Annotated in this window: 13 protein-coding genes and 1 riboswitch; of the genes, 6 read left to right on the forward strand and 7 right to left on the reverse strand. The window is 30.6% G+C overall.

Annotation, left to right across the window (positions count from 1 at the left end; translation table 11 throughout):
* Nucleotides 1-60: 60 nt before the first annotated feature.
* Complete coding sequence (locus tag ACTG3V_RS02700; protein ID WP_439130669.1) at nucleotides 61-576, forward strand: gamma carbonic anhydrase family protein; 516 nt, start codon at nucleotides 61-63, stop codon at nucleotides 574-576.
* A gap of 63 nt (nucleotides 577-639) precedes the next feature.
* Here the strand turns inward: ACTG3V_RS02700 and ACTG3V_RS02705 are convergent, their stop codons facing one another.
* Entirely contained in the window at nucleotides 640-1,098 is a 459-nt protein-coding gene (locus tag ACTG3V_RS02705) for a hypothetical protein (protein WP_439130586.1), read from the reverse strand.
* A 104-nt stretch (nucleotides 1,099-1,202) separates the two neighbouring features.
* Between ACTG3V_RS02705 and ACTG3V_RS02710 the strand changes: the two genes are divergently transcribed.
* The gene (locus tag ACTG3V_RS02710) at nucleotides 1,203-2,846 is read left to right on the forward strand and encodes a mechanosensitive ion channel family protein (RefSeq protein WP_439130587.1); all 1,644 of its coding nucleotides are present in this window, start codon (nucleotides 1,203-1,205) and stop codon (nucleotides 2,844-2,846) included.
* Nucleotides 2,847-2,905: 59 nt separating this feature from the next.
* Complete coding sequence (locus tag ACTG3V_RS02715) at nucleotides 2,906-3,823, forward strand: endonuclease/exonuclease/phosphatase family protein (protein ID WP_439130588.1); 918 nt, start codon at nucleotides 2,906-2,908, stop codon at nucleotides 3,821-3,823.
* A 102-nt stretch (nucleotides 3,824-3,925) separates the two neighbouring features.
* Here the strand turns inward: ACTG3V_RS02715 and ACTG3V_RS02720 are convergent, their stop codons facing one another.
* Both ACTG3V_RS02720 and metK read right to left on the reverse strand, forming a co-directional pair.
* A complete protein-coding gene (locus ACTG3V_RS02720; RefSeq protein WP_439130589.1) occupies nucleotides 3,926-6,409 on the reverse strand; it encodes a zinc-dependent metalloprotease in 2,484 nt (827 codons plus the stop codon).
* Nucleotides 6,410-6,554: 145 nt separating this feature from the next.
* Complete coding sequence (metK, locus tag ACTG3V_RS02725; protein ID WP_439130590.1) at nucleotides 6,555-7,811, reverse strand: methionine adenosyltransferase; 1,257 nt, start codon at nucleotides 7,809-7,811, stop codon at nucleotides 6,555-6,557.
* Nucleotides 7,812-8,184: 373 nt separating this feature from the next.
* Nucleotides 8,185-8,340: riboswitch (SAM riboswitch) on the forward strand.
* Nucleotides 8,341-8,526: 186 nt separating this feature from the next.
* Here metK and ACTG3V_RS02730 point away from each other — a divergent pair.
* From ACTG3V_RS02730 to ACTG3V_RS02740, 3 genes are all read left to right on the forward strand, one after another.
* The gene (locus ACTG3V_RS02730; RefSeq protein WP_439130591.1) at nucleotides 8,527-9,801 is read left to right on the forward strand and encodes an O-acetylhomoserine aminocarboxypropyltransferase/cysteine synthase family protein; all 1,275 of its coding nucleotides are present in this window, start codon (nucleotides 8,527-8,529) and stop codon (nucleotides 9,799-9,801) included.
* Between the two features lie 43 nt (nucleotides 9,802-9,844).
* A complete protein-coding gene (gene thrA, locus ACTG3V_RS02735) occupies nucleotides 9,845-13,246 on the forward strand; it encodes a bifunctional aspartate kinase/homoserine dehydrogenase I (RefSeq protein ID WP_439130592.1) in 3,402 nt (1,133 codons plus the stop codon).
* 127 nt (nucleotides 13,247-13,373) lie between these two features.
* Nucleotides 13,374-14,546 carry an O-succinylhomoserine sulfhydrylase gene (locus ACTG3V_RS02740; protein ID WP_439130593.1) on the forward strand — a complete coding sequence of 391 codons (1,173 nt, stop codon included), beginning with the start codon at nucleotides 13,374-13,376 and terminating at the stop codon, nucleotides 14,544-14,546.
* Nucleotides 14,547-15,238: 692 nt separating this feature from the next.
* On the opposite strand, the gene ACTG3V_RS02745 is transcribed toward ACTG3V_RS02740, so the two are convergent.
* Genes ACTG3V_RS02745 through ACTG3V_RS02760 form a run of 4 tightly spaced genes read right to left on the reverse strand, consistent with a single transcriptional unit; the run spans nucleotide 15,239 to nucleotide 16,986 of the window.
* Entirely contained in the window at nucleotides 15,239-15,448 is a 210-nt protein-coding gene (locus tag ACTG3V_RS02745; RefSeq protein WP_439130594.1) for a helix-turn-helix domain-containing protein, read from the reverse strand.
* 1 nt (nucleotide 15,449) lies between these two features.
* Nucleotides 15,450-15,950 (reverse strand): hypothetical protein, encoded by a 501-nt coding sequence (locus tag ACTG3V_RS02750; protein ID WP_439130595.1) that lies wholly within the window; start codon nucleotides 15,948-15,950, stop codon nucleotides 15,450-15,452.
* A gap of 2 nt (nucleotides 15,951-15,952) precedes the next feature.
* Nucleotides 15,953-16,480, reverse strand: coding sequence for a DUF2975 domain-containing protein (locus ACTG3V_RS02755; RefSeq protein ID WP_439130596.1), 528 nt, complete (start codon nucleotides 16,478-16,480; stop codon nucleotides 15,953-15,955).
* 2 nt (nucleotides 16,481-16,482) lie between these two features.
* Nucleotides 16,483-16,986 carry a DUF2975 domain-containing protein gene (locus ACTG3V_RS02760; RefSeq protein WP_439130597.1) on the reverse strand — a complete coding sequence of 168 codons (504 nt, stop codon included), beginning with the start codon at nucleotides 16,984-16,986 and terminating at the stop codon, nucleotides 16,483-16,485.
* Between the last annotated feature and the right edge of the window lie 59 nt (nucleotides 16,987-17,045).

The following is a 17,045-nucleotide window of genomic DNA, read 5'->3' on the forward strand; positions in this document are numbered from 1 at the left end:
ACAACCAACAACCAACAACCAACAACCAACAACCAACAACCAACAACTAAACATAAAAAAATGCCTATCATAAAACCCGTAAATAACAAACACCCACAAATACCAGAAGATTGTTACATTGCAGAAAATGCCACAATTGTTGGTGAAGTTTCTTTAGGGAAAGAATGTTCCATTTGGTTTAACGCTGTACTTCGTGGTGATGTACATTTCATTAAAATTGGTAATAAAGTTAACATTCAAGATGGTGCAGTAATTCATGCCACCTATCAAAAATCGCCAACAACAATTGGTAATAACGTTTCCATTGGGCACAATGCTATTGTACACGGTTGTACTATTCATGATAATGTTTTGGTGGGTATGGGATCGATTATTATGGACGATTGTATTGTAGAGAGTAATTCAATTATTGCAGCAGGTGCAGTGGTTACCAAAAATACACTTGTAGAAAGCGGAAGTATTTATGCAGGTATCCCTGCAAAAAAAGTTAAAGATATTTCTGAGGAATTAATTTCTGGAGAAATTGATAGGATTGCTAACAATTATGTAAAATATTCAAGTTGGTTTAAGGAATAAAAAAAGCCCAATTTCTAAAACGAAATCGGACTTAAAAAAAACTAATCAACCAAATAATTTACGTTATTCTCTATCTTTTTTAGCCATTTTTTTCTTTTTTTGCATCATCTTCATTTTCATTTGTTTTCCTTTTGCCATTCTTCTTTTTGCCATTTTCTCAAATTTTTCAAATTGTTCTTTGTTTAAAATATTTTTCATTTTGTTTTTAAACGCAATTTGATTGTCTAATTGTTTGCTTTTCATAGCGTATATCTCATCTGCAGTAGGTTTCGTGTTGTTTTTTCGCATTTCGATGCGCTTTTCCATACCTGCCTTTTTAGCAGAAGCTTGTGCTTTAAGTAAAGGTGCAATTTCATTTTGTTGCTTTTCAGATAAATCTAAAGCTAATGTCATTTTTTTAACTGCTAAATCTGTATGCTGTTCAACAGATAATTTAGGACCTCTTTCTCTTCTTTTTTCTTGTGCTTGTGTCGTTAACGTAAAAGTGAAAACTAAAACTAAAATGCTTGCTATTTTCTTCATAATGTTATTATTGTTATTTAATTAATACGCTTCTTTGACACCAAAAAAAATAAAAGGTTTAAATTTGTGGATAATTTTAACGGCTGTTTAACAAATTATAGATTATGAAAAAAGTGATTGCCTTACTGTATTTTTTCTCATTTTTTACAAATGCTCAAGAGCAGGTTACAGTAGATTTAAGTAGCCCAAAATCCACAATATATACTCATATTTATTTTCTTCAAGAAGATTCTTATCAACCAAAAAAAGCGGCAAAAACTATTTATGGTTTAGATGGTAATGAAGCTATTGAAAAAGCTATAAAAATTAAAAAAGTTTTAGATGGTAAAGGTTTGTATATTGATTTTAATAAAGTTCCAATAGCTAAAAACTACAAAGATTCAATTGGGTATGCTTCTTATAACAAGTATGTTTTGTTTCCTCAAAGGATGCCAAAAATTTATGTAGAAAAAATCGAAAATAATTGGTATTATTCTACTGAAACGATAGCAAGTATTGATGAACTATATGAAGAAGTTTTTCCTTGGTATGTTAGTAAATTACAGAATCTTATTCCTGTTTCTGGTCATAAAAAAGCTTTTGGTGTAGAGCTTTGGCAGTTTGTAGCAGTTATTATTTTGCTGGTACTGTCTTTTTTAGTTTTTATTATTTTTAAAAAAATAGCTTTTACCATATTACAGCGTATACAGCATTATATTACAAAAAGTAATCATACAAATATTGAAGTAAAAACAGTTTTAAAGAAATTAGCACACCCTATAAGCCTTGTAATTGCTTTAAAATTTGTTGATATTATTTTTCCTTCTTTACAGTTTTCATTAACCATAAATAAATGGGTCTTTTTATCTATTAATATTGCTGAAACCGTTTTTTGGATTTACGTTTTCTTAAAACTTGTAAAGGTAATTATGCAACTTTATAAAGAACTTACAGAAAAAACCCACAGTAAATTAGATGATCAACTTGTTCCTATTTTAAATAATTTATTAACAGGTGTTGTGGTTATTTTTGGTTTCTTTAAAGTTTTAGGATTATTTGGTGTAGATACTACAACCATGTTAGCTGGTGCAACTATTGGTGGTTTGGCATTTGCATTGGCATCTCAAGACACTGTAAAAAACTTTATTGGTACAGTGGCTATTTTTTTAGATAAACCTTTTCATATTGGCGATTGGATAAGTGCAGGCGAAGTTACAGGTACTGTTGAAGAAGTGGGATTTAGATCTACAAGAGTTAGAGCAGCAGATACAACAGTATTTCAAATTCCGAATAGTAAACTATCAGAAATGGTAATTAATAATAGTGGCCTGCGTTTGTACAGACGTTATAATACCAATTTAGGTTTACGTTATGATACACCACCAGAATTAATTGAGGCCTTTGTAAATGGGGTGCGAATAATTATTAAAGAGCATCCTGAAACAAAATCAGATTCATATAATGTAGAGTTTACTGGTTTTGGAGATTCTGCTTTATTAATTATGATGAATGTATATTTTAAAAGTTTGGCTTGGGGTACAGAGCAATCTTCTAAACACAGATTACACATGGCAATAATAAAATTAGCTGCAGAATTGGGCGTTGAATTTGCTTTTCCTTCTACAACAGTTACGATAGAACAGTTTGCTGGTAATGGAAATTTATCACCAAAATATAATACTGATAAAGAAAAAATTAATAATTCTATAGACAAAGTACTTACAGCGTTTAAAAATGATGCACCACCAGAAAATACAGCAGAAAGTTAATGAAACGATTCTTGAGGTATTTTTTGAGATTTTTAGTAATATTCATCATTGCGTTTACAGTGTTCTTTTTTTGGGCATCATCACCTACTTTAGAGGATAGTGAATATGCAAAATTGATTAAGGTAGATGGCTTTAAAATTCCTGAAAAGGATTCTATTTTTAGTATTGTAACCTACAACATTGGGTATTTGAGTGGAATGACGAATAACTTGCCCATTGAAAAAACAAGAGCTTTATTTGATGATAATTTGCAAAAAGTTACATCAGAAATAATAAAAGTAAATCCAGATATTATTGCTGTACAAGAGATTGATTTTGATGCTTCAAGAAGTTATAACATCAATCAAGAAAAAGAAATTGCAAGTTTAGGTTATGGTTTTACAGCGAGAGTTATTAATTGGGATAAACGTTATGTACCTTTTCCTTATTGGCCTTTTAGCATGCACTTTGGTAAGGTGGTTTCAGGACAATCTATATTCAGTAAATATCCTTTAAAAGCGCATCAAAGAAATGTTTTGCATAGAGTTGCTGATGCTTCTTTTCATAGAGATGCTTTTTACCTAGAGCGTTTAGCACAAGTGGTTAAAGTTGATTTAAAGGGTAAAGAAGTGATTTTGATAAATGTACATTTAGAAGCCTTTGATAAAAAAACAAGAGCATTACAGTTTAAAGAAGTTTTAGCAATTTTTAATCAATATAAAAACAGCTATCCAACTATTTTATTGGGTGATTTTAATTCACAGGCAAGAGATAAAAATGCTGAAATTCAAAAATTATTAGCTATGCAAGGAGTTGGTAGTGCTGCTTTTAATGCAAGTGATATCAAAAACACATTCAATTCTAAGCTGCCAGTAGAACGTATTGATTATATTTTTTACACAAAAAATTCAATAAATTATATCTCTGGAAAAGTTTTAAATCAATTTAAACAGGCTTCAGATCATTTGCCTGTTTACATGCAGTTTAGCCTAAAGTAAAATTTTATGCGATTTTTCCTATTTTTTTATGAAAACTAAAAAAGTCACATCAATTTTTTTTGATGTGACTTTTAAAAAAGTTTATGAAGCGTTAACTTGAATTTATTTTGGATCTAATGCCATGTCAATTCTAGCTAAAACATCTTGTAAGTGATAACGAGAAGTTGTGTTAGAAGCTCTAGAAGCTGCAGACCTCACATCTCTTTTTAATCTATTTAACTCTCCTCTTGCAAAAGATTTGATATCAGATTGACTTACAGTTACAGATGGGCTACCAAAACGACCTCTTTGGTCTTCGGCTTCATTAAGTAAGTAACTTAAACGCTCAATATGTGCTTTTTGTAAATTTCTTCTGTAGGTATCAATGCTTTTACCATTATAAATTTCAGACCAAACACCTCTGCGTAAATCATAAAACATGGTTACTAAAGAATACGCTTCAGATCCATTTAAAGTTTCATTTTCAATCATTCTAGACATACGAGAAGGACTTAAAACACTGTTTAAAGTTCTAACCTGTAATCCTCTAATGCTTTCTACAATTCCACTTGATTGAAATTTAGCGAACATATCTTTATTTAACATCCAAGTTGGTGTTTTAAACAATTCGTTAATTACAAATTGTAAAGACTCTCTTTGTTTAGATTTGTCTACATGTGTATAAACAGCACCTTCTTGATCTGCAGTTTTATAGTATTCATAAATACCGCCAACGTTTGATGAAACATGTCCCATATATCTATTAAATTGTCCAACAACTTGTCCAAACATGGTTTCCATTTCATCATAAGTTTCACCATCTTTAGTAGTCCATTTTTCTAAATTAGGTAAAATTCTTTTTAAATTTTTAATTCCATACATACTTGCTTTTACAGCATCATCACCTAAATCTTCAGTTTGTGAACTAGGGTCTATAACCCCTCTTTGTTGGCGTCCAAAACGATACATTGGGTTACCCGCTTTTTCTAAAATCCATTTATTTAAAACTGGTTTTTCTTCGGTAGCAGTTTTGTCTAAAATAGGTCTATATCCCCAATTTACAGAGTATTTATCATAAGGTCCAATATTTGGCATTAAAGCAACACCTTTATCTTCTGGTTGAGCAACATAATTAAAACGTGCATAATCCATAATTGATGGCGCTGTTCCATATTTTTTAGTAAAACTTGCAGAACGCAAAGAATCTACAGGATAAGCAACACTAGACCCCATGTTGTGAGGCAGACCTAGAGTGTGGCCAACTTCGTGAGATGATACAAAACGAATTAAACGTCCCATAACTTCATCTTTAAATTCTGTTTTTTGTGCGTCAGGATTTATAGCAGCAGTTTGTACAAAAAACCAGTTGCGCAATAAGCTCATTACATTATGATACCATCCTATGTCAGATTCTAGTATCTCTCCAGATCTAGGGTCACTTACATGGGGTCCATAAGCATTTTGAATATCTGAAGCAAAATAACGAATTACTGAATAACGTGCATCTTCTGGAGACCAATCTGGGTCTTCTTCTTTAGTTGGAGCATCTTTGGCAACAATTGCATTTTTAAATCCAGCAGCTTCAAAAGCAACTTGCCAATCGTTTACACCTTGTTTAAGATATTTTCTCCATTTCATTGGTGTTGCAGGATCAATATAATACACAATTTGTTTTTTTGGCTCAACCAATTCGCCTCTTTTAAACTTTTCTACATCTTCGTCTTTTACTTCTAATCTCCACCTGTCTAAATATCTTACAGTTTTTGCTTTTTGAGCATCTAAACCATAATCTAATTGCCCTGTTGTAAACCATCCAACACGTTCGTCATAATAACGTCTTTTCATAGGTTCTTTAGGTAATAAAATCATAGAGTTACTCATTTCTAGAGATATTGAGCCAACTGCACTATTAGATGGTGCTTTGCTAGCAAAATACGTTTTAACATGTCTTAACTCAATGTTGGTAGGGTAACTACTTACTCTTTCTATATAAGAACGTGTTTTGTCTAATCTTGTAGCTCTGTATGTGGTTCTAGATCTTTCATCAAGACCCAATGGTTTTACATCTTCAGTAAGTAATTTTGTAGCATCAATAACTACACCTGTGGTATCTTTATTAAAAGCTTTAATATCAAAAGAATAAAGGATAGGTTCAAAATTAGAGTTAGCTACAGCTTGATGAATAGGTAAAATAGTATCTGCAGAAATTCTATGAGATACAATTCTTAATAAAATGTTTTTACCTTTACGTTGCCATCTTAAAACTTGATTGTTAGTGTTTTCTCCACCATAACCAATGTTGGTTGCAGTTTTGGCTATTCTTGTTACCATTAACATTTCTCTTTCTAAAAGAGAATCTGGTATTTCAAAAAGATAGCTATCATCTTTTGAATGCACTTTAAATAAACCATCATCTGTTTTGTGGTCTTTTGTAACTACTTTACCATAAGGTTGAATAGCATCTTTTTTAGCTTTTGGCTTAGGCTTTGTAGCCGATTTTTTAGGTTCTTCCTTTTTTTTCTTCTTAAAAATTTGAGCCTTAGCATCAACAGAAAAACCAAAAACAAGTGCAACTACAAATAGTTGCGAGAGAATTTTTTTTGTCATAATAATGATTTGATTTGAATTGCGTTCGAAATTACGGAATCAATCAATCACCAACTCTTAAATTAATGTTAAAGAGGTTTTAGAATATAAAAAAACCATCAATAAATTATTGACGGTTTTTTGTGTAAATATATTGCTTAAACTGTTATAAGTTAAAAGCTTCTTTTACTTGATTTACATAATCTAATTTTTCCCAAGTAAAAGTTTCTACTTCTTCAGAAACAGTTTCTCCCATTGGGTTTGAGAAGGTCACTGTTTTTACTTCTGGAGTTCTTCCCATGTGTCCATAAGCAGCAGTATCAGAATAAATAGGTGTTCTTAATTTTAAACGTTGCTCTATAAAATAAGGGCGCATATCAAAAATCTCTTCAACTTTTTTACTAATCTCACCATCAGTTAAAGCAACTTTAGCTGTTCCGTAAGTTTCAACATTAATACTAGTTGGTTCAGCTACACCAATTGCATAAGAAACTTGTACTAAAACTTCTTTGCACAAACCTGCAGCAACTAAATTTTTAGCAATATGTCTTGTAGCATATGCTCCAGATCTATCTACTTTACTTGGGTCTTTTCCAGAAAATGCTCCTCCACCATGAGCACCTTTACCTCCATAGGTGTCTACAATAATTTTTCTTCCAGTTAATCCTGTATCTCCATGAGGACCACCAATAACAAAAATTCCTGTTGGATTGATGTGATAAGTGATGTTATCTGTAAATAATTTCTGAATATCAGTAGGTAATTTTGCAATCACTCTAGGAATTAAGATTTCAACAATATCTTTTTTAATTTTAGCTAACATCACTTCTTCTGAATCATCAAAATCATCATGTTGTGTAGAAATAACAATAGCATCTATTCGTTGAGGTACATTATCATCAGAATACTCAATAGTAACTTGACTTTTTGCATCTGGCCTTAAGTAGGTAATGTCTTTGTTTTCTCTTCGGATTTCAGCCAATTCCTTTAATAATCTGTGCGATAATTCTAAAGCTAAAGGCATATAGTTTTCAGTTTCATCAGTTGCATAACCAAACATCATTCCTTGATCTCCAGCACCTTGTTCTTCTGGTTTTAACCTGTCTACACCTTGGTTAATATCTGGTGATTGTTCATGAATTGCTGATAAAACGCCACAAGAATTTCCATCAAACATATATTCGCCTTTGGTATAACCAATTTTATTAATTACATCTCTTGCTATTTTTTGAACGTCTAAATAGGTTTTAGATTTTACCTCACCAGCCAAAACAACCTGACCTGTAGTAACTAGAGTTTCACAGGCAACTTTACTAGATTTATCAAAGGCTAAAAAATTATCAATTAAAGCATCAGATATTTGATCTGCTACTTTATCTGGATGTCCTTCTGAAACACTTTCTGATGTAAATAAATACGACATAATTCAATTTATCTTTTTGATTTTTACTAAAATTGATTGCATAGTCGCTAAAAGAAGTAGAAAATTACTGCTTTAGCATTTTTATTCTGAACTTGTTTCAGAATCTCAAAATAGAAATTCATTTTCAAGTTAGGTACTGAATCAAGTTCAGCACGAGAGGTTGCAATCAGTTCAAATTTTTCCTCTTATTGAAGTGCAAATTTACATCATTATTATAAATTACATCAATTTTCTTTAAAAATTATTTAGTGCATAATTGATAGCTTAAAATGCTAAGAAAACTTTAAGAGAAATAAAATAAGTCTATTTTTATTTGGTTTTTAAATATTTCTGTTGCAATATTTGCACTCACAAAGTTCAATAACTTATTGAAATGTTATCAAGAAAGGTGTAGGGATTAGACCCGTTGAAACCTTAGCAACCCTTTGAAAATGCTGAAATCTATTCAGTATCTCAAAGAAGGTGCTAAATTCTACCCAAGAACTGAACTTGTTTCAGTTTCTCTTAACAGAGATTGGATAGATAACAAAAAAAGAATTTTCTATATCAAGAAAATTTGAATTCTTAATAACATTTTTCTAGTAAGTACATCAAATTTTGATGCATTTGACTTTTGTTTTAATCACAAATTGATTCACAATATAGATTATTGTGTTTCTTTTAAAAGTTGTTCCTGTACAAACAGGAATCTAAATTAACTCAAAAAAATAGAAAAATGAGTACACACAAATTAGCAACAAATGCGTTGCACGCAGGACATGATGTAACACAAACTTCAGGTACAAGAGCAGTGCCAATTTATCAAACAACATCGTATGTTTTTAATGATTCAGACCATGCCGCAAATTTATTTTCGTTGGCTGAATTAGGTTTTATTTACACACGTTTAAATAATCCTACAAATCAAATTTTACAAGAGCGTTTGGCAGCTGTAGAAGGCGGAATTGGAGCCGTAGTTTTTGCATCAGGAACAGCAGCAATTTCAACTGGATTGTTAACACTTTTAAAAGCAGGAGATCATATAGTAGCATCAAGTAGTTTGTATGGTGGAACCTACAATTTGTTAAATGTTACCTTACCAAGATTGGGTATTACAACTACTTTTGTAGATGCTTCAAATCCTGATAATTTTGCAGCAGCAGTTCAAGATAATACCAGAGCATTTTTTGTAGAATCTTTAGGGAATCCAAAATTAGATGTATTAGATTTAGAGGCTATTGCTGAGCATTCTAAAGCAGCAGAAGTTCCTTTTATTGTGGATAATACTGTGGCAACTCCAGCATTGTTAAATCCTTTAAAACATGGAGCAAATATTGTAATTCATTCCTTAACAAAATATATTGGCGGACAAGGAAATTCTTTAGGTGGTGCAATTATTGATGGTGGAACTTTTAATTGGGCTAATGGAAAATTCCCAGAATTTACAGAGCCATCTGCAGGTTACCATGGATTAAAATATTACGAAACTTTAGGTGCAGCATCATATACCTTTAAATTAATTTTAGAAGGATTGCGTGATTTTGGAGGAGCAATCAGCCCAACAAATGCATTTAATATCATTCAAGGTTTAGAGACCTTACCAATTCGTATCAAACAACATTCAGAAAATGCGTTGGAATTGGCAAAATGGTTAGAAGCACAAGATGAGGTTGCTTGGGTAAATTACCCTGGATTAGAAAGTAGTAAATACAATGAGTTGGCAAAAAAATACTTACCAAAAGGCCAAAGTGGTATTGTAACTTTTGGGGCAAAAGGAGGTTTTGAAGCAGCCAAAACAGTTGCTAACGAAACAAAAGTGTTTTCTTTGTTGGCAAATATAGGTGATACAAAATCGTTAATTATTCACCCTGCAAGTACCACTCATCAACAATTAGATGAAGCCGCACAAGAAAGTGCTGGGGTAACTTCAGACTTAATTAGATTGTCTGTGGGTATTGAAGATATAGAAGATTTAAAGGCCGATTTAAAAGCAGCTTTTGCTAAAATATAAAAACAATAAACAATACAAGGGGCTAAAACCCCTTGTATAAAAAATGGAACATCAATTGCAACATATCACATTAAAAAACTTTACAACAGAATCTGGAGCTCTTGTTTCTAATTTAAACTTGAGTTATCAAGTTTTTGGTCTAGATTTAGGCACAGCGCCTGTTGTATTAATCAATCACGCACTAACAGGAAATAGTGAGGTTGGTGGAAAAGATGGATGGTGGCAAGATATTGTTGGTAAAGAAAAAGCCATAAATACAGCCATTTATACAGTACTGTCTTTTAATATTCCAGGTAATGGTTTTGATGGTTTTTTAATTGATAACTACAAAGATTTTATTGCTAGAGATGTTGCAAGAATTTTTTTAGAAGGATTAGATACTTTAAAAATTAAGCAATTATTTGCATTAATTGGAGGTTCGTTAGGTGGTGGAATTGCTTGGGAAATGATGGTGTTAAAAAATGATTTGACGCAACATTTTATCCCGATTGCAACCGATTGGAAATCTACTGATTGGTTAATTGCCAATTGTCAAATACAAGAGCAATTTTTAATCAATTCTAAGAATCCTGTGCATGATGCAAGAATGCATGCCATGTTGTGTTATAGAACTCCAGAATCTTTTAAAGAACGTTTTCATCGCTCTAAAAATGAAAATTCAGACTTTTTTAATGTAGAAAGTTGGTTGTTGCATCATGGTAAAAAATTACAAGAGCGTTATCAATTATCATCTTATAAATTGATGAATCAGCTGTTAAAAACCATTGATGTAACTGTTGGTGGAGAGAAAGCACTTGATATTTTAGATAAAATTGATGCGAATATTCATATTATAGGTGTAGATTCTGATTTGTTTTTTACAGCGGAGGAGAACAGAGAAACTCACAAAAAAATTGCGCTTACTAAAGAAAATGTGACCTACAATGAAATAAATTCGGTGCATGGTCATGATGCTTTTTTGATTGAGTATGATCAATTAGAAAAAATTATTGAACCTATTTTCAATAAAAACTATAGCCAGAAAAAAATGAAGATTATTAAATTCGGTGGCAAATCTTTAGCAAACGGAAAAGGATTAAAAAATGCCATCGAGATTATTTCGAATAAATATAAAAACGGTGATAAAATTACTGTTGTAGCTTCTGCACGAGGTAATTCTACAAACGATTTGGAAGCTATTTTAGAGAGGGCAGCTTCTAAAAAAGACTATAAAAACAAGTTTAAAAAGTTTAAAGAATATCAACAAGAACCTAATGGAAAAGTAGATTTTTCAAAAGAGTTTTCAACTTTAGAAACCATTTTCGAAGGTGTTTCTTTGTTGGGTGATTATAGTCAGAAAATAAAAGATGAAGTTTTAGCTCAAGGTGAATTATTATCTGTAAAGTTAATCACAAGTTTGTTAGAAACACACAATATTCCAGTGAACTCAGTTGATTCAAGATCATTAATTATTACTGATGAAAACTTTGGGAATGCACAACCTATCAGCACTGTTTCTCAGGAAAAAGTTGTTGCATACTTTAAAAAGAATAGCGATAAAATAAATGTTGTTACTGGTTTTATAGCTTCAAATAAAAAAGGAGAAACAACTACTTTAGGTAGAAATGGAAGTAATTATTCAGCAGCATTATTAGCTAATTATTTAGATGCTGATGAATTGCAGAATTACACCCACGTAAGCGGAATTTACACTGCAAATCCAGATTTGGTAGCTGATGCAAAAAAGATTGAACAGCTTTCGTATTCAGAAGCCAATGAATTGGCAAATTTTGGCGCTTCAATTTTACATGCAAAAACCATTATTCCGTTATTAGAAAAAAACATCAACCTTAGAATTTTAAATACCTTTAATAAAGAAGATCAAGGAACGTTAATTACATCAGCATCTTCAACAAAAGGAATCAAATCTATTTCTACAATTGATGATGTAGCTTTGATTAATTTTGAGGGTAGAGGTTTGTTAGGTAAAGTTGGTGTAGATGCGCGTATTTTTAGAACTTTAAGTGATAAAAATATTAGTGTAAGTATTATCTCTCAAGGATCTTCAGAAAGAGGAATAGGATTAATTATTGATGCTCATAATTCTGATGATGCAGTTGCTGCTTTACAAAGAGAGTTTGAAAATGATTTTTATGCTCAAGATGTAAATCAAATTTCAGTGACTAAAAATGTATCTGTAATTTCGATTATTGGTCAAGATTTAAGTGAGTTTCATCACCCTTATAACGCCTTAATAAAAAACCAAATTGTACCAGTACTTTTCAATAATACAGTTACAGGTAAAAATGTGAGTTTGGTAGTGAAGAAGGATGAATTACATAAGGCCGTAAATGTAATTCATGGACAAGTATTTGGAGTAACTAAGAAAATTAATATCGCTATTTTTGGGAAAGGTTTGGTTGGGGGTACTTTAATTGATCAAATTATAGAAAACACTCAATCTGTTTTAGAACGACGTAAAATTCAGTTGAATGTTTTTGCAATTGCGAACTCTAAAAAAGTATTGCTAAATAAAAATGGAGTTTCTAAAAATTGGAAAGAAGATTTATACAATACAGGTGATGAAAATACGACTGTTAATGATATTATAGCATTTGCAAAAACACATCATTTCGAAAATTTAATTGCAGTGGACAATACTGCAAGCGTTAATTTTGTGAACAATTACATTCCGTTAATTGAAGCTGGTTTTGATTTGGTTTCTTGTAATAAGATAGCCAATACTTTATCATTTGAATTTTATCAAGAAGTAAGAGCAAAATTAAAAGAATATAAAAAACAGTACTTATATGAAACCAATGTAGGTGCAGGTTTACCATTAATTGATACAATTAGATTGTTACACGAATCTGGTGAAAATATTACCAAAATAAGAGGTGTTTTTTCTGGGTCATTAAGTTATTTATTTAATAATTTCTCCGTAAAAGATGTTCCGTTTTCAGACGTGTTGCAAGAAGCTATTGACAAAGGATTCACAGAACCAGATCCAAGAGAAGATTTAGGTGGAAACGATGTTGCAAGAAAATTGCTAATTTTAGCAAGAGAATTAGAACTGGAAAATGAGTTTGATGAAGTTGAAATTAAAAATTTAATTCCAGAAAATTTAAGGGAAGGTTCTGCAGATGAATTTTTTGGTAAATTGGAGTTGTTGAATCATGAATATAAAACCCTAAAAGAAAACCAAAAACCAAATCACGTTTTACGTTATATAGGTGAATTAAGTGGAGATTTATCAAAAGAAAAAGGTGATTTAGCTGTAAAATTAGTTTCTACGCCAATAAACACACCTTTAGGATCTTTGCAAGGTTCTGATGCCATATTTGAGATTTATACAGAATCTTATGTAGAGCAACCTATTGTAATTCAAGGAGCAGGAGCAGGAGCAAGTGTTACAGCAAGAGGTGTTTTTGGAGACATATTAAGATTAGCAAAACATGGGAATTGACACAAAGTGTCATGCTGAACTTGTTTCAGTATCAAAACAAATAGTTAGTGGTTGGCTGATGGTTTTTAGTTAATAGTTAAGCCATCATCCACGAACCAACAACTAGCAACCAACAACTAATAAAAAAATGAAAAATTTCGAAACTAAAGCCATAAGAAATCAAACAGAAAGAACACAATTTTCTGAGCATTCTACACCTTTATACTTAACCTCAAGTTTTGTCTTTGAAGATGCTGAAGAAATGCGTTCTTCCTTTGCAGAAGAAAAACAACGAAATTTATATAGTAGGTTTACCAACCCGAATACAACAGAATTTGTAGATAAAGTAGTAGCTATGGAAGGTGCAGAAGCGGGTTACGCCTTTGCAACAGGTATGTCAGCAATTTTTTCATCATTTGCAGCTTTATTAAATGCTGGCGATCATGTTGTGTCTTGTAGATCTGTTTTTGGTTCTACACACAGTATGTTTACGAAATATTTACCAAAATGGAATATCGAAACATCTTATTTTAAAGTAGATGAAGTAGCTATTGTTGAGAGCTTAATCAAAGAAAATACAAAGATTTTATATATAGAAACACCAACAAATCCTGCTGTTGATATTTTAGATTTAGAATTGATTGGCAACATTGCAAAAAAACACAATCTTATTTTTATAGTTGATAATTGCTTTGCAACACCTTACATTCAACAACCAATTAAATTTGGAGCAGACTTGGTAATTCATTCTGCTACAAAGCTAATGGATGGTCAAGGTAGAGTTTTGGGTGGAGTTACTGTTGGTTCATCAGACTTAATAAGAGAAATTTATTTATTTGCCAGAAATACTGGGCCAGCAATGTCTCCTTTTAATGCTTGGGTGTTGTCTAAAAGTTTAGAAACACTGTCTTTAAGGGTAGAGAAACATTCTGAAAATGCTTTAAAAGTAGCGCAGTTTTTAGAAAGTAATGAGAAGGTAGATATCGTAAAATATCCTTTTTTGGCATCTCATCCACAGTATGAAGTTGCAAAAAAACAAATGAAATTAGGAGGTAATATAGTAGCTTTTGAAATTAAAGGCGGTATTGATGCTGGTAGAAAATTTTTAGATAACATAAAAATGTGTTCTTTATCTGCAAATCTTGGAGATACAAGAACTATTGTTACACATCCTTCATCTACAACTCATGGTAGATTATCAGAAGAAGATCGATTAGAAGTTGGTATTACCAATGGCTTGGTTCGTGTTTCTGTTGGACTAGAAAATGCTGAGGATATTATTGCTGATCTTTCTCAAGCACTAAATAATCCTAACGATTAAGGTGCATAATGTTATCTATTCTAATAAAAAAAGAATAAATAAAAAAGAGATTAGAAAATAACGAGGTTCCTGTAAATTTTGTCTCTTTCAACTATTAAATTTGAAAAGTTAGTGACAAATTTCATTTTTCTAAATAGCTTTTTGTTTACACTGATATTTTATTGGTGCATTATTAAAAGCTGAGAAGTAACTTAAAAGCTATTGTTTTAAGCAGTTTATTCTTGATTTTATAGTTTTAGACGTACTTAAATTCGCTTATTTTTTTCAGATTAATTGCAAAAATAGACATTGCTCCTTTTATTTTAATATTTACAATAATTTAGCCCTTATGTAGCTTTGAAGATTTTTAGCTCTCCGTTTTTGACTTCAATTTTGAAGAGATGTGTTGCTTTAAGAAATACTTTTTTTTGAAAAGCGATTGACTCATCATTAATATTTGCTTTTTTCTAAAGCATATTTTTTTGTGTTGCTAATTCTTTAAAACAATATTCTTTTTAAGGGTGTTTTTTACATTTTTTAACATCAGAAAAAGGTAATGTATGAGTTGGCATCAACAACTTATTATAGCCTTGTTGTGCTTTTCTTAAACTAAGTAATTTGCTGTAGATATAAAAGAAGCTGACAATACCACCTTTTTTACAATCCGCTTTTTTATTTTTTGATATCATCAAAAAATAAAATTTAATTGTAGTTTATAACTCTTTTTGATATTCCAAAATATCAGCTGGTTGACATTCTAATACCTCACAAATAGCCTCTAACGTAGAAAAACGAACCGCTTTTGCTTTACCCGATTTTAAGATAGATAAATTTGCAGTAGTTATGCCAATTTTTTCTGCTAACTCTTTGCTCCGCATTTTACGTTTGGCAAGCATAACATCTAAGTTTACAATAATTGCCATGTTATATGGTTAAATCGTTTTCTTGTTGTAGTTTTTTTCCTGCTTCTAAAACTTTACTAAAAACAAAAAAGAAAAAACCAATAATCATAGAAAAGTATAGGATAAATATAAAATCTGTACTCATTTTTAGGTTCGCAAATTTTCCATCAAAAATATCAACCAAAATAATCAAACTGCCAATTGCTGCAGATTGCAAAAAATACTGTCCTGTTTTCTTAAATAATAAAACTTTCTTTGTATCAAATAACTTTTTTACTGTGTTGAAATTCAGAGTTTTTAATAAAAAACGAATTCCCATAAAAAACACAATATTAGCAATAAATTTTAGGGTAAATTTAATCCACAAAAATATCGATTTAGAATCATCAATTACCATACCTAAAAAAGTCAAATCTTCTTCCATAAAAGCAAATAATGCTTTTATAGGATACAAGAACACAATCAGTATAAAAAAAAAGGTGAGTGTTTTAATTGCTTTTTGTAATGCGTTAATTTCTTTCATAACTATATTGTTAAATCATTTTCTTGTTGAATAGTATTTCCTTTTTTAATCAAATCTAGATAAAAGTATAAAAAGAAAGCTAGGAGCAAATGAATCAAAACAAAGAAATGTGGTTCATCAAATCTTAAACTATCAAACAAAATATATCTAATTATAATTCCAATAAAATCAATAATTACAGGAATAAAATTAATACGATAAAAGAGTTTTAATTTTTGTAAAGAATTTTCTTCAAAGGTTTTTTGGGTGATGAATATTTTGAAAAAACTTTGTAAAATATAAAAGTAAATGGAATAATAAATAAATGTTCCCCACATTAAAATGATGGTGTAATTGATCCAAAATTCAACTCCAATATTTTTAATTTTAGCAAAGTCTAAACCATCTCTTTGTACGATTTCCACAAAAGGGATATCCCAACTAAAGTAATATTCTAAAAAAGACAATAATGAAAACGGAATTAAAATGCTAGAAAATAATGCAAATCCCCAAAAAGTGATTTTAGAAATTATAAAGGCTGTTTTTTTCATAATTATATCGTTAAATCGTTTTCTTGTTTATGAGCTTTTGCTATTTTAAAAATTTCACTTAATATTAAAAAGAATAAACCAAGGCATAGTAGTATGATATGCTCATTTAAGCCAAGTTCTAAACTTACTTTTTGTTGATAATAAATCCTTATCATAAACGAAATACAGATAGCAATTATGGCAGATATACAAAGTAGATTTCCAATTTTTTTGAAAGAAGAAATAACGATTGCATCAAAAATTTTAGTATTTAAAAAATAGCGAAGTGTTTTTCTGAAATAATACAAAGCTGCAAGAAGTAATAAATAATTTAATGCAGAAATAGCAAGAAGTATTTTATATGTTACATCGTTTGCGTTAAAATTAACTGCATTTATTGTGATATCAAGTTTACCCAAATCGATAAAAAAGACGGCGAAAACCAAACCAATAACTAAAAGTATTGCTGGCATAGAAAATATCCAAAGAAAGTCTATAATTGCTTTTAAAATGTAAATTTTTCGCATAAGTAATCATTATTTAACGATGCAAATATATAAAAATTATCGAAAAACAATAATAAATT

The organism is Polaribacter sp. (assembly GCF_965660385.1).
GTDB lineage: Bacteria > Bacteroidota > Bacteroidia > Flavobacteriales > Flavobacteriaceae > Polaribacter.